This window comes from Moraxella catarrhalis (assembly GCF_001632285.1).
GTDB lineage: Bacteria > Pseudomonadota > Gammaproteobacteria > Pseudomonadales > Moraxellaceae > Moraxella > Moraxella catarrhalis.
Genome location: NZ_LWAH01000013.1, coordinates 127,454 through 139,873, shown reverse-complemented (window position 1 = coordinate 139,873; position 12,420 = coordinate 127,454). Strand labels below are relative to the sequence as shown.

The 12,420-nt window shown below is 43.6% G+C and carries 11 protein-coding genes; 5 read left to right on the top strand and 6 right to left on the bottom strand.

Going from position 1 to position 12,420, the window contains the following annotated elements:
* Window positions 1–25 precede the first annotated feature (25 nt).
* Window positions 26–2,671 (top strand): heavy metal translocating P-type ATPase, encoded by a 2,646-nt coding sequence (locus A4U55_RS03805; protein ID WP_063454031.1) that lies wholly within the window; start codon window positions 26–28, stop codon window positions 2,669–2,671.
* Window positions 2,672–2,757: 86 nt separating this feature from the next.
* Here A4U55_RS03805 and A4U55_RS03800 read toward each other — a convergent pair whose 3' ends face one another.
* Complete coding sequence (locus tag A4U55_RS03800; RefSeq protein WP_063454030.1) at window positions 2,758–3,477, bottom strand: Bax inhibitor-1/YccA family protein; 720 nt, start codon at window positions 3,475–3,477, stop codon at window positions 2,758–2,760.
* Window positions 3,478–3,831: 354 nt separating this feature from the next.
* On the opposite strand from A4U55_RS03800, the gene A4U55_RS03795 reads away from it, so the two are divergent.
* Complete coding sequence (locus A4U55_RS03795) at window positions 3,832–4,800, top strand: NAD(+) kinase (protein WP_003672998.1); 969 nt, start codon at window positions 3,832–3,834, stop codon at window positions 4,798–4,800.
* A 30-nt stretch (window positions 4,801–4,830) separates the two neighbouring features.
* A complete protein-coding gene (locus A4U55_RS03790; RefSeq protein WP_003660615.1) occupies window positions 4,831–5,121 on the top strand; it encodes a YeaC family protein in 291 nt (96 codons plus the stop codon).
* Window positions 5,122–5,272: 151 nt separating this feature from the next.
* On the opposite strand, the gene A4U55_RS03785 is transcribed toward A4U55_RS03790, so the two are convergent.
* The 4 genes from A4U55_RS03785 to ubiE are packed head-to-tail and all read right to left on the bottom strand — an operon-like array spanning window position 5,273 to window position 8,968.
* The gene (locus A4U55_RS03785) at window positions 5,273–5,779 is read right to left on the bottom strand and encodes an adenine phosphoribosyltransferase (RefSeq protein WP_003659362.1); all 507 of its coding nucleotides are present in this window, start codon (window positions 5,777–5,779) and stop codon (window positions 5,273–5,275) included.
* A gap of 29 nt (window positions 5,780–5,808) precedes the next feature.
* Window positions 5,809–7,449 (bottom strand): AarF/UbiB family protein, encoded by a 1,641-nt coding sequence (locus A4U55_RS03780; RefSeq protein ID WP_003672999.1) that lies wholly within the window; start codon window positions 7,447–7,449, stop codon window positions 5,809–5,811.
* Window positions 7,450–7,469: 20 nt separating this feature from the next.
* Complete coding sequence (locus A4U55_RS03775; RefSeq protein ID WP_063454029.1) at window positions 7,470–8,114, bottom strand: ubiquinone biosynthesis accessory factor UbiJ; 645 nt, start codon at window positions 8,112–8,114, stop codon at window positions 7,470–7,472.
* Window positions 8,111–8,968, bottom strand: coding sequence for a bifunctional demethylmenaquinone methyltransferase/2-methoxy-6-polyprenyl-1,4-benzoquinol methylase UbiE (gene ubiE, locus A4U55_RS03770; RefSeq protein WP_003659368.1), 858 nt, complete (start codon window positions 8,966–8,968; stop codon window positions 8,111–8,113). Before ubiE ends, A4U55_RS03775 begins: the two co-directional genes overlap by 4 nt.
* Before the next feature lie 420 nt (window positions 8,969–9,388).
* Here ubiE and sodA point away from each other — a divergent pair, with 420 nt between their 5' ends.
* Window positions 9,389–10,006, top strand: coding sequence for a superoxide dismutase [Mn] (gene sodA / locus A4U55_RS03765; protein WP_003662998.1), 618 nt, complete (start codon window positions 9,389–9,391; stop codon window positions 10,004–10,006).
* A 421-nt stretch (window positions 10,007–10,427) separates the two neighbouring features.
* Window positions 10,428–11,489 carry a CRISPR-associated ring nuclease Csm6 gene (gene csm6 / locus A4U55_RS03760; RefSeq protein ID WP_063454028.1) on the top strand — a complete coding sequence of 354 codons (1,062 nt, stop codon included), beginning with the start codon at window positions 10,428–10,430 and terminating at the stop codon, window positions 11,487–11,489.
* Window positions 11,490–11,532: 43 nt separating this feature from the next.
* Here csm6 and A4U55_RS03755 read toward each other — a convergent pair whose 3' ends face one another.
* Window positions 11,533–12,408, bottom strand: a complete 876-nt coding sequence (locus A4U55_RS03755) for an ATP-binding protein (protein ID WP_063454027.1) — start codon at window positions 12,406–12,408, stop codon at window positions 11,533–11,535.
* Window positions 12,409–12,420 lie beyond the last annotated feature (12 nt).

Below are 12,420 nucleotides of genomic sequence, written 5' to 3'. Positions count from 1 at the left end.
TGATTAAACAACCCATTATTATACCATGTCATCAAGTGATACCCAAACCATGAACCAATCTGATCACAAGCCAAACCCAGACTTAGCCACTTTTGGCGATGATGAGCTGGGTGAGTACAGTTTAATCCTACCGCCTGCAGGCTGTTGTTTTCATTGTGGGGAAGTGCTACCCAAAGAGCCGTTTTTTACGATGATATTTGATAAGCCACGCCCCATGTGCTGTTTGGGGTGTCAGCTGGCCGCCCAAAGCATTGTTGAGGCGGGGCTGTCGCAGTATTATCTTGACCGCCGTGAGATTAGCCCAACGGCAAGCTTACCTGAAGCGATAAATTTTGATGCGTATAATCATGCCGATATCAAAGAGCAGTTTGTGTATGCTGAAAATGGTGGCAGCACCGCTGAGCTTTCGGTGACCAATCTGAAATGCTCAGCCTGTACTTGGCTGATTGAAACTCGGCTAAGGTCGCTTGATGGGGTGAGGGCGTGTCAGGTGAATCTAACACAGCAGCGTATGCGAGTGAATTGGGATGATGGTATCTTATCGATTGGTGAGATTTTAAAAACGGTTCATTCAGTTGGTTATGATGCCAAACCTTATCGCCAAGATACGCATGAAGCGATGCTCAAACGACAAAATCAACAAATGCTCATACGGCTAGGCATTGCAGCTTTGGGTGCGATGCAGGCGATGATGTTTTCGATTGGGATGTATTTTGGTGCGTACAGTGGCATTTTGGTTGAGCATCGTGATTTTTTGCGTTATGTTTCGCTGTTTGTTAGTATCCCTGTCTTTTTTTATTCAGGTGTGCCATTTTTTATGTCGGCTTATCACGCACTACGCACACGACAAATTAATATGGATGTGCCTGTATCGATTGCCTTAATCTTGACCTTTTTTGCCAGTTTATACGCCACCATCATCGGTGCAGGTGAGACTTATTTTGACTCGGTCTCCATGTTTATCTTTTTTTTATTGGCAGGACGATATATTGAACACAACGCTCGCCTAAAAGCATCAAATATGGCATCAGATTTGGTGGTGATTGAGCCGATATTGGTCACCAAGCTTGATGAGGCGTCTGATTTGGTTCAAGCACTTGCCACCGACCAAGCACAGGCAGCCATTGAAACTTGGCTGGCTACCAAAGGCGATATGGATAAACGCATCAGCCAAATGGGTCAAGATGATAACGCCAAAATTTTGGCCCAAAGTGTCAAAGTCGGTGATGTCATTTGGATCGAATCAGGGTGTCAAATTGTGGCAGATGGCGTCTTATTATCCAAAACTGCGACCGTCTCCCAAAGCCTATTGACAGGCGAGAGCGATTTAATCGTCAAAACTCGTGGCGAAAGATTGGCTGGCGGTTCTCAAAATGACAGTCAGCCGCTATTAATGCTGGTAACCGATGATGTTGATAACAGCCAAATTGCACTCATTGACCGCTTGATGAATCGTGCGATGAGCGAAAAACCCCAAATTGCCCAAGATGCCGATAAAATGGCACGCTGGTTTGTGGCACGCGTACTTTTATTGTCGCTTTTGGTGTTTGTGGTTTGGTATTTTATTGATAAGACCCAAGCGTTGTGGGCGACAGTGGCGGTTTTGGTGGCAACTTGCCCTTGTGCGTTATCGCTTGCTACCCCAATTGCACTGACCGTGGCAACCAATCGCTTGGCAAGCTTTGGGTTTTTGCCAACTCGTGGTCATACGGTACAAACTTTGGCTAAGGTTAGCCATGTGGCATTTGATAAAACAGGGACATTGACCCTTGGGCAGGCAAATCTTTTGGCGGTGGTGAGCGATTACCCAGATGGTGATATTTTGGCACTGGCAGCAGCCTTAGAGATTGGCAGCCGCCACCCTGTTGCCCAGGCGATTTTGACAGCGGCACATGGGCTACATTTGCCTGCCGTTCAAGAGATGAGCCATCATATCGCAGGCGGTGTGGAAGCGGTATCTCAGGGCGTGCGTTATCGTATTGGTCATGCCAGTTTTGTTACCGACCAAGCAAGCAGCCAGCCTGACTTTGACTATGGACGCTATCAAGAAAATCTGGAGGACTATCAAGCCAATATGTCGGTACTGTTATCAGCTTGGCAAGATGGCAGTTGGCGGCTGATTGCACGGTTTTATTTTAATGATCCGATTCGTACAGATGCCCATCAGATGATTGAGCAAATCAAATCATCAGGCATGATACCGCTGATGCTGACAGGCGACCCCAACCCCAATGCCCTAAAAGTTGCCAAAACGCTTGGCATTGATCAGGCGTATTATGGGCTAACTCCAGAGGATAAAGTGTCATACATCAAGCAATTACAACAAGATAATCACATTGTTTTGATGGTTGGCGATGGGATTAATGATGCGCCTGTTTTGGCGGCTGCCAATGTCTCAACCGCCATTGCAGGTGCCGCAGATCTCGCCCAAGTGTCAAGTGATAGCGTTCTTTTGGGTGGTCGGCTGCACTCGATACCCAAAGCCATTCACCTTTCAATCAAAACCCAAGCCATCATCCGCCAAAATCTTAAATGGGCATTGGTTTATAATGCGTTGGTGCTATTGCCTGCAGCGTTTGGCTATGTACCGCCTTGGCTTGCGGCGATTGGCATGTCGTTATCGAGTTTGGTGGTGGTCTCAAACGCTATGCGTATTAAAAAAACTAAGTAAATTTTAATCAACCTAAAAAACCACCAAAATATCAGCGTATTTTGGTGGTTTTTAATTAAAATTAAGTTGGTTTTAATGCTGATGGCTTATTCTTGCAAATAGCCAATCAGGCGTAAAAATTCGATATACATCCAAACCAATGTGGATAAAATACCGATGCCATACACCCATTCATAGTCTTGTGCCACGCCAAACGCCACGCCTTTTTCAACATTGTCAAAATCAAGCAATAAGCTAAACGACGCAATCAAAATCACAAAAACACTAAAGCCGATGGCAACCATACCCCCATCAAATAATAAAGGCAGGCTAGAACCAAATAGGTGAAAACCCAACTGCACCAAATATAAAATACCAATGGCAATCACCGCCGAGGTTACGATGGCACGAAATTTTTCGGTAACTTTGATAATGCCTGTGGCATACAGCGTCAACATGACAGCAGCGGTGATAAAAGTTGCTGATAATGCAGATAATGGTACGGATGGGTAGTATCGGTACATGATTAGGCTAAATGTACCCAATAGCACCCCTTCAATCAGTGCATAAGGAATGGCAAGCGATTTGGCAAGGTGCGGCTTCATGGCACTGGCTAAGCCTACGCCCATGCCAGCAAATACCGAAACCAATGCCATGGCATATAATAGCGATGATGAGACATTGATGGATAAGGCATAAAAAAATACACCAAATCCTGAAACGGCAGCTAAGCTAAGTAAAAAAGCGGTTTTACTGACAACACCACGCACACTCATGGCAACGGCACTGGTGGCAAGTGTTGTACGGCTGATGATAGGGTTGGCCATAATATATCCTTGTTCAATAAAAATTTGTCAATCTGAACATCAATGAAAATGAATCAACCAATCAACTAAAAACACAGGAATGATGATAGCAAATGTCCGTGTTTGGTCGCAAATCGGTATCAAAACGGTGTTAACAACTATTTTGACAGAGCATTAATCAGATGACATAAAAAATCAGATGACATAAAAAATCTTTGCCTTGATTATCCAAAAACCAAGTAGCTTTGTCAAGTTAAGTCAAGTTAACCATATGTACCTTTTTGTATGAATCATTCATCACAAGGCGTGGCGTGTTTGTTGTGTTAATGGGCGTTTTTTTGGTATGATACGCATTATTTATGATTAAGCCAAGCCATGTCAAATTTTACCAACAATCACCCAAAACGCCCACCATTTCATCGTATTGGTGTGATGGGGCGTGCAGGCAAAGCCAGTATTGTAGAAACGCTAAATGAACTCATTAGACTACTGAAAATGCGTCAATTATCGATTGTCATTGATGCACAGACAGCGGCCATTGAGGGCATCTTGATTGATGGTGAGCATACAGATGACAGCATCATAATCACACCACGCCACACGATGGGTGAGCAGTGCGATTTGGTCATCGTGGTGGGCGGTGATGGCTCAATGCTTCAGGCGGCGTCTGTGATGGCAGGTACTGGCGTGCCAGTGCTTGGTATCAATCGGGGGCGATTGGGGTTTTTGGCGGATATTAATCCAGATGAGCTGACCGAAAAAGTCGGACAGGTGCTTGATGGGCAATATTGGCTGGTTGAGCGATTTTTATTAAAACTTCAAATCATTCAAAATACGACCAATGACAATGCATTGACACAAGTTTTACATGAAGATATTGCGTTAAATGATATTGTCTTACACGCAGGCAAGTCAGTTCACACCATTGATTTTAAACTAAAAATTAATAATAAAGATGTCTATCGTCAGCATGCAGATGGTCTGATTGTCGCAACACCCACAGGCTCAACCGCCTACGCACTGTCAGCAGGTGGGCCGATTATTCACCCAACATTAGACGCCATTTGTTTGGTACCCATGCATCCACACACGCTATCTGACCGCCCGCTTGTTGTTGCTGGCAGCAGCCAAATTATGATTAATATTCATAAAGATAACCGCACACAGCCCATGGTTGGTGCAGATGGTAAGACTTCTGTGCCTTTGGAAAATGACCAAACGCTCATCATCGCCAAACATGATAAGACGCTTTTATTACTGCACCCAAACAGCTATAGCTTTTATGAAGCGTGCCGTACAAAACTACATTGGAATTTATACAGTGAAGAGTTTTCACTGGATTAATTCTCCTTTCATTAATTGGAAAAATAACCCATGAATAAACAAGAAATTCTAAACAGTCTAACCCCTGAAATTATTGATAAATTTCGTACTGCCATTGAGATTGGTCGCTGGGAGAATGGCGAAAGGCTGACCGATACGCAGCGTCAAACCTGCATGCAGGCGGTTATGGTCTGGGAACATGAGCATTTACCCATCACAGAACGCACAGGCTACATTCACAGGCCCATCAAAGAAGATGGAACGGTTATCGGTGAGGCATGTGATGTTGAGCATGACCACCATTATCCCAATGCTGAGCATGTGGTGAAGTTTAAGAGTTAGAAGTTTAAGAGTTGGGATATTGCTCTTTTTAAGACAGTAATTAACCAATCAACATTGCCTATGCTGATATGGGTGATGTTTATTGGCATGATACTGTTAATTCATAGTTTATGAATTCATAGTTTATGAATCCAAGTTTATTGATGAACAACTATTTACTTAAGACACACCAATATTTTAATCCCAAATCACCATGCAGCTCAGTCAAATCTAGCAATACCAACGACCCAAGGGCAGTTAAGCCAGCTGCCTTACAAAGCTTATCGGCAGCCACCAAAGTACCGCCTGTGGCAAGCACATCATCGACCAATAAGACATTGGCAGGGTCAAGGTCGCAGCTGATCTCAAGCGTATCACTGCCATATTCCAAACCATAGCTTTCACGATGGACAGGGGGCGGGAGTTTGCCTGTTTTTCTGATGAGAATCAAACCTTTATCAAGGCGAGCAGCCAAAAGGCTGGCAAGCACAAACCCCCGAGACTCAACCGCAACCAAGGCATCCGTTGCCGCCAGTATGTCGCTTGGCAACGCATCAATCAATGCGTCAATCAGCTGATTTAGGTGTTGATTAAGTAGTGGGCTGATATCATAAAACTCAATACCTGCCTTTGGAAAATCTGACACAGTGCGAATATGCGTCCAAAGATTTTGGCTCATAAACTTCCTTTCATAGTGATATCAGTCGGTTACAGCAGCACACGCCACAGAATCACCCCAATCGCCAGTATAAAAAATATCGGGGCTAGATATAGATGAATTGCCAATGCTGACCACCACGCCATCCCCAGCATAAGTATAAACCCAGCCAAAGCAATCCAGTCATGGCGACGCTCATTGAGTCCATCGGCTCGGAGCGATTGTATCTCATGTAATAGGGCATCTTGATGAGCACCCAAAGTGGCTAAGCTTTGTAGACTTTGGTTAAGTAGCTTGGGTAAGTCTGTGGTAGACAGCAGCACCTCGGGCAGGCGAGCTTGTAGCTCTTGTATATTTTTGATGGGATCTAGTTGAGATTTGACCCAAGCGGTTAAAATTGGTTTGGCAAGTGACCAAATATCCAGCTCAGGATACAGCTCACGACCCAGCCCCTCCACATGAACCAGCGTCTTAAGCAGCAGCATGAGCTGTGGCGGAATGCTCATGCGATGACGGCGAGCAATGGATAAAATTTCAAATAGCACGCCTGCAAAATCAATTTCATGAATCGGCTTTAGCACCATTGGCGAAACGGTACGGCTCATATCACGCATCAGTGCATATTTATCCGCTGACGGTGGTATCCAGCCTGCTTGCCAAATGATATCCACCAGTGCGGTGTAATTGGCATTCATAACTGACAACAGCATTCGGGCAACAATCAGCTGATCTTCTTTGGACAGCTCACCCATAATAGCACAATCAAGCCCGATATAGCGTGGTTCGGCAACCGCACGCCCATCAGGCATGGTTTCAACAAAAATATTGCCTGGGTGCATATCGGCATGAAAAAAGTTATCACGAAATACTTGGGTAAAAAAGATGGTCAAGCCTTTTTTGGCCAGTGCAGCACGGTCATAACCAAGGGCATCAAATAAGTCAGTTTGGGAGATGGGTACGCCAAAGATGCGTTCAGATACCATCACCTGTTTGGCACTCATATACACTTCAGGCACATAAATCAGCCGAGAGCCTGTAAAATTATGACGCATTTTGGTACTGTTGGCGGCCTCAAGCGTCAAATCCAGCTCATTGAGCATAATTTGGCGATAATCTTCAACCACATCAATCAGATGGATGGCACGAGCCGCTTCAAGGCGTGCAGATGCCCAAGCCGCCATTTGCCGTAATAGCTCAAAGTCTGCGATGATGCCTTGTTTGATATTGGGGCGGACAACCTTAACAACCACTTCACGACCATCATGTAAGGCGGCAGTGTGTACTTGTGCGACACTGGCAGCGGCCAAAGGTATCTCATCAAAGCGAGCAAAGATATCCCCAATCGGCTGACCTAAGCCGTACTTGGCATGTTCAATGGTGGCAATGGCTGTTTTGGCGTCAAATGGGGCAACCTTATCTTGTAATAAGGATAATTGTGCGATAATCTGTGGTGGCAATAAATCAGAACGAGTGGATAATAATTGACCCAACTTTAAAAACAGCGTCCCCATTTCTTCAAGTGCAAGCTTGACGCCCAAAGGCTGATGTGAGCGACCGAAGCTTGCAGGATGTACACGAAGCAGGCGAGCAATGGGTGCAAATTCTGGCACATCAGCAAAATGTGTATCCAAGCGATATTTGGCTGCGATGCGGTATAATGACAACAAGCGTTTGCGATGAGTGATAAGCATATCGGTGGGCGGCTTAGTTTTTAGTTATTTTGGTTAAGGGTATTTTGGATTTCTGCTAATTTGGCTTGACTGCGTTCAATCTCACTTTGTAGGCGAAGCAGGGTTTGTTTTTTATCCTGAAGCGTCTGATTGATAAAGTCGCTTTCATTGGAAGATGCCTGGTGTGATACAAAGCTTGCCAAAGCTTGCTTAATGTGATTGATGATGGGGGCTGATAAAGGGGAAATCTCTTGACCAATAAAATACAACTGACTAACCGCATCTTGCCCAATCAACCGCTCTAGCCAAGACCAAATATCAGGATGACATTGCTCAAGCATGTATTTGGTACGCATTAAAATCTGATGGTCGCCTTGAATTGGCAAATTGCCTGTTGGATTTTGAAGGAGGGCTAATAGATGCTTGGGATTATCAACCGTTAAGGTACACTCAGGCGGATTGGGATAAATACCGCCTTGTGGCTCAAAAATCGGCTCAAAAGCAGGTTCAAGACGCACACGCTCATCACCAAATAACACATCAACGGATAGATTTGGTGACCGCATCATCACACGCAGCGTCTTACCTGATAAGTTTTTTAATTCAGACTGTATCAATGGGTCTAGGCCGATGGCGGTATTGACCAGCTTTTCACCCACAGCAAGCGACAGCACCCCAATCATCATGAGCGTGCCTTAAATCCACGATGAACCGCAACAATACCGCCTGTTAGGTTGTGATAATCACAATTGACAAAGCCAGCATTTTGCATCATCTGCTTGAGTGTTTGTTGGTCTGGGTGCATACGGATTGATTCGGCTAAATACTGATAGCTTTCGGCATCACCTGCCACAATCTTACCCATGATGGGTAGGGCGGTAAATGAGTATAAATCATAAGCCTTTGACAAAGGCTCAAATACAGGTTTTGAAAATTCAAGCACCAGCAGACGACCACCTGGTTTTAAAACACGGTGCATGGCAGAGAGTGCTTTATCTTTATCGGTAACATTTCTTAGCCCAAAACTGATGGTCACCAAATCAAAGCTGTTATCCTCAAAAGGCTCAAGCGTCTCGGCATTGGCAAGCACAAAGTCAACATTATGACAGCCTGCATTAATCAGACGAGTGCGACCAACCTCAAGCATCGCTTCATTAATATCAGACAACACCACACGCCCAGAGCGACCGACCTCACGACTAAACACCTTCGCCAAATCACCTGTACCGCCTGCAATGTCAAGAACCCTTTGCCCGCTGCGTACACCTGTCAAGCTGATGGCGTACCGTTTCCATAGGCGATGAATACCAAAGCTCATCAAGTCATTCATTACATCATATTTGCGGGCAACAGAGGTAAATACTTCGGCAACTTTGGCTTGTTTTTCAGATTTATGCACTGTTTGATAGCCAAAATGGGTCGTCTCGTCATCGGCTGGCTTTTCGCCTTGGGGGCGTTGTTGTTCGCTTTGACCTTGGGGCGTGCCAGTGGGTAGGATATTTGGATTGGTGAATTGGTCATTTTGGTGATTGGTTGTCATGTGTCTGCTCAAGTTATTTTTAAGGTGAGTTTAACTCACTTGGGTGATTTGGTTGGTTAAAGTTATAAAGTTGGTTAATGTTTGTATGTCTTAATACACAATCAAACAGTATGCTTAATAATACACCATTTTTGGGTATTTTTGGGTATTTTTACTCATATTTAATGACAAAAATTAATAACAAAAATGCCCCATATATTCACCACCACCTGCCAATTCATCCTTAACTGACAAAAACCAGTCATGGATTATTTTTTTGGGTTTTTTGGGTTTTTTGGGTTTTTTGGGTGTGGTTGAGTGTGAAATTTGTAAATTTGCTTGAATTTATCCCATGATGGCTTTATAGTGATAGTGGACGATGATTTTATGATTTGTCCTATTATACTGACATTTATAACCCACAAAAGAAGGAAAATTGCAATGGCATTCACTCTACCAGAGTTGGGCTACAGCTACGATGCACTAGAGCCACATTTTGACAAAGAAACGATGGAAATTCACCATTCACGCCACCATCAAGCTTATGTTAATAACGCCAATGGTCTGCTTGAAGGTACTCAGTGGGCGGATAAATCTGCTGAAGAGGTTATCGCAAATCTTGACCAAATCCCAGCAGACAAAAGAACAGGCGTCAGAAATAATGCTGGTGGTCATGCCAACCATAGCCTATTTTGGACCATTTTAAAAACAGGCACGACTTTGGGCGGATCATTAAAAGATGCCATCGTGAGAGATTTTGGTTCTGTTGAAGCATTCCAAGAACAGTTTGAAAAAGCAGCCGCCAGCCGTTTTGGTTCAGGTTGGGCGTGGTTGGTACTTGATGAAGGTTCGCTAAAAGTTGTCTCGACCGCCAACCAAGATAGCCCATTGATGGGTGAAGCGGTCGCAGGCTGCAAGGGATATCCTATCATTGGTTTGGATGTGTGGGAGCATGCTTATTATCTAAAATACCAAAATAAACGCCCAGATTATATCAAAGCTTTTTGGGAAGTGGTTAACTGGGACGAAGCACAAAAGCGTTTTGACTCAGCAAACTAAAAAACCCATTCATCAAAAATCAGCTGAGTGATGGTTTGGAGCAGATAATCCCAAACCGCTCAATAAAATAAGCCGTAACTGACTGTTATGGCTTATTTTATTGCCCACAGAATCATCAGATAACTTATGCATCAAACTTATCTGATAATGACATATCAGGCGGATATTAAACCAAAAAAGCCGTTTTGATAAGCTTATAAAATGAGTATTTTGGTCAAAAAAGATCTATCATCTAATACATAAATCGCCATAACTGACTTTGGTACGATAACACTCATTGAGACCAAGATTGCCTGTGATTATTGTGATGGACAAACAAGGTTTTGGATGAATATGAATCATTTAAAAAAATGATTGTGTTAATGATTGTGTTTATGTGTCTTATCTTTTGAAATCAGTTTAATAATATTAAGGAATTGTGATGACAAAGATTTTATTTTTGGTGACAGGGATGACGCCACAAATTATCACCGAAACGATATGGGCATTGGCATGTGACCCTGAGTTACCCCATCAAGAACGCTTTATTCCTGATGAGATTCATGTATTAAGTACCGATGATGGTCTAAACCAAATTCGCTCTCGTTTGTTTAGTGAAAAACAAGGCTCTAAATTTGCTCAATTCCAAGAAGAATATCCGCAGCTTGCCAATATCAATTTTGATGACAGTGATGATTATTTGCATGTCATCAAAGACCGTGATGGCAATATCTTAAAGGATTTAAAAACCCCAAAGGATAATGAGCTGGCAGCGGACTTGATTTGTCAGGGGAGATTTATGGATACACCGTTTGATGCTCATCGCCATGAAGATGGCAAAGGCATTGTTATTATTGTTCCTTATGGTCGGCTATATTACGCCCCGCATTATTTTGATGAGCAGACAGCGGATGCATATTTGGATTATTTCTTAGAAAGTCAAATTGGTGGTAAGCCCATCAATCACCGCACACACAACTGGCATCATACTGATTTGAATATGGTGCAGTTTCGTCACATTCATTGGCAACAAGACACCATCAAAATGTATGGTAAAGTATACAAGCTACCACGCATCTCAGCATGGTATGGCGATAATGATTGCCCTTATACTTATTCTGGCATCACCCTAAACCCAAATCCATGGACAGACCGATTGCTCATGCTCAATGATGAGCTTGGAAAAATATGCAAAAGACGATTTAACAGTGTATTGATGAACTGGTATCGCTCAGGTGAAGATTATATCAACTGGCATAAGGACGACGAAAAAGAATTGGGTAACAACCCCTTGATTGCTTCGGTAAATTTTGGTGAGTCTCGGCGGTTTTTACTGCGTTTATGCGACAATCATACGCTTAAGCTTGAACTACTTTTACATCATGGGAGTATTTTGGTGATGGCAGGTCAGTTGCAGCATTTTTGGCAGCACAGCGTTCCTAAGCAAAAAAAGATACTAGGCAGCCGAGTGAATTTAACCTTTAGAAATATTATCGGTAATTAGTATCGTAATTAGTATCAAAGCCATAAAATATTAAGTTGATATATCAACCGCTAACACCTTGGGCTAGGCGAGTTTGACCAATCCAATGTTGAGCAAACTGATATGCGATGCGGCCAGAACGACCGCCACGACTGCTCGCCCATTGTAAGGCTTGAGATTGGGCAAAATCATCAAAGGCGATATTGGCCTTTGTCAGTTCATGCTCAACAATTTGTAAGTATAACGGTTGGTTCATTGGCTGAAATGATAGCCATAACCCAAAGCGGTCGGATAAAGATACTGTCTCATCAATGGTTTCATAAGGATTCACTTCATCAGTTTGGCCATTATAAATACTGATATTATCTTTCATCATCTGTGGCAATAGATGGCGGCGGTTACTGGTGGCATAGACAAGTAGCTGACTATGCTCGCTATCAAGTGAGCCATCTAAGATTGACTTTAGGGTGCGGTAATTCTCATCTTGAGCATTGAACGCCAAATCATCACAATAAACAAGATAGCGATTGGTATTGCCTTGATTGACCGACTCTTTGATGGCATGACGAATTTTACCAAGATGTTTTAAATCATCTCTGGCAACCGCAATCACACGCAGTCCTTGGGAATGATAAGCCTGAAGCAATGCCCGCACCAGTGATGATTTGCCTGCACCTCGTGTACCTGTCATCAGTACATGATTGGCAGGCAGGTGAGCCAAAAACTGCTTGGTATTGTTGATGAGTTTAGTTTTTTGGGTATCAATGCCAAGCAAATCCGCCAAACTACGGCCAAAGCTGATCTCAATCGGCTCAAGATTGCCTGATGTACCGCCAACCCACCGATAAGCCAAAACCGCAGGGTCGATGATGATGGGTTGGTGGGTGTGTTCGGTCAGATATTGAGTGAGTAGCTGGATCAGATGATCAGGCAGGTGCATATAAATTCCGTC

Excerpts from the sequence above, each read along its gene's own strand:
- A4U55_RS03805 (WP_063454031.1), top strand. The coding sequence starts at position 26 with ATGTCATCAAGTGATACCCAAACCATGAACCAATCTGATCACAAGCCA.
- A4U55_RS03800 (WP_063454030.1), bottom strand. The coding sequence starts at position 3,477 with ATGGCCAACCCTATCATCAGCCGTACAACACTTGCCACCAGTGCCGTT.
- A4U55_RS03795 (WP_003672998.1), top strand. The coding sequence starts at position 3,832 with ATGTCAAATTTTACCAACAATCACCCAAAACGCCCACCATTTCATCGT.
- A4U55_RS03790 (WP_003660615.1), top strand. The coding sequence starts at position 4,831 with ATGAATAAACAAGAAATTCTAAACAGTCTAACCCCTGAAATTATTGAT.
- A4U55_RS03785 (WP_003659362.1), bottom strand. The coding sequence starts at position 5,779 with ATGAGCCAAAATCTTTGGACGCATATTCGCACTGTGTCAGATTTTCCA.
- A4U55_RS03780 (WP_003672999.1), bottom strand. The coding sequence starts at position 7,449 with ATGCTTATCACTCATCGCAAACGCTTGTTGTCATTATACCGCATCGCA.
- A4U55_RS03775 (WP_063454029.1), bottom strand. The coding sequence starts at position 8,114 with ATGATGATTGGGGTGCTGTCGCTTGCTGTGGGTGAAAAGCTGGTCAAT.
- ubiE (WP_003659368.1), bottom strand. The coding sequence starts at position 8,968 with ATGACAACCAATCACCAAAATGACCAATTCACCAATCCAAATATCCTA.
- sodA (WP_003662998.1), top strand. The coding sequence starts at position 9,389 with ATGGCATTCACTCTACCAGAGTTGGGCTACAGCTACGATGCACTAGAG.
- csm6 (WP_063454028.1), top strand. The coding sequence starts at position 10,428 with ATGACAAAGATTTTATTTTTGGTGACAGGGATGACGCCACAAATTATC.
- A4U55_RS03755 (WP_063454027.1), bottom strand. The coding sequence starts at position 12,408 with ATGCACCTGCCTGATCATCTGATCCAGCTACTCACTCAATATCTGACC.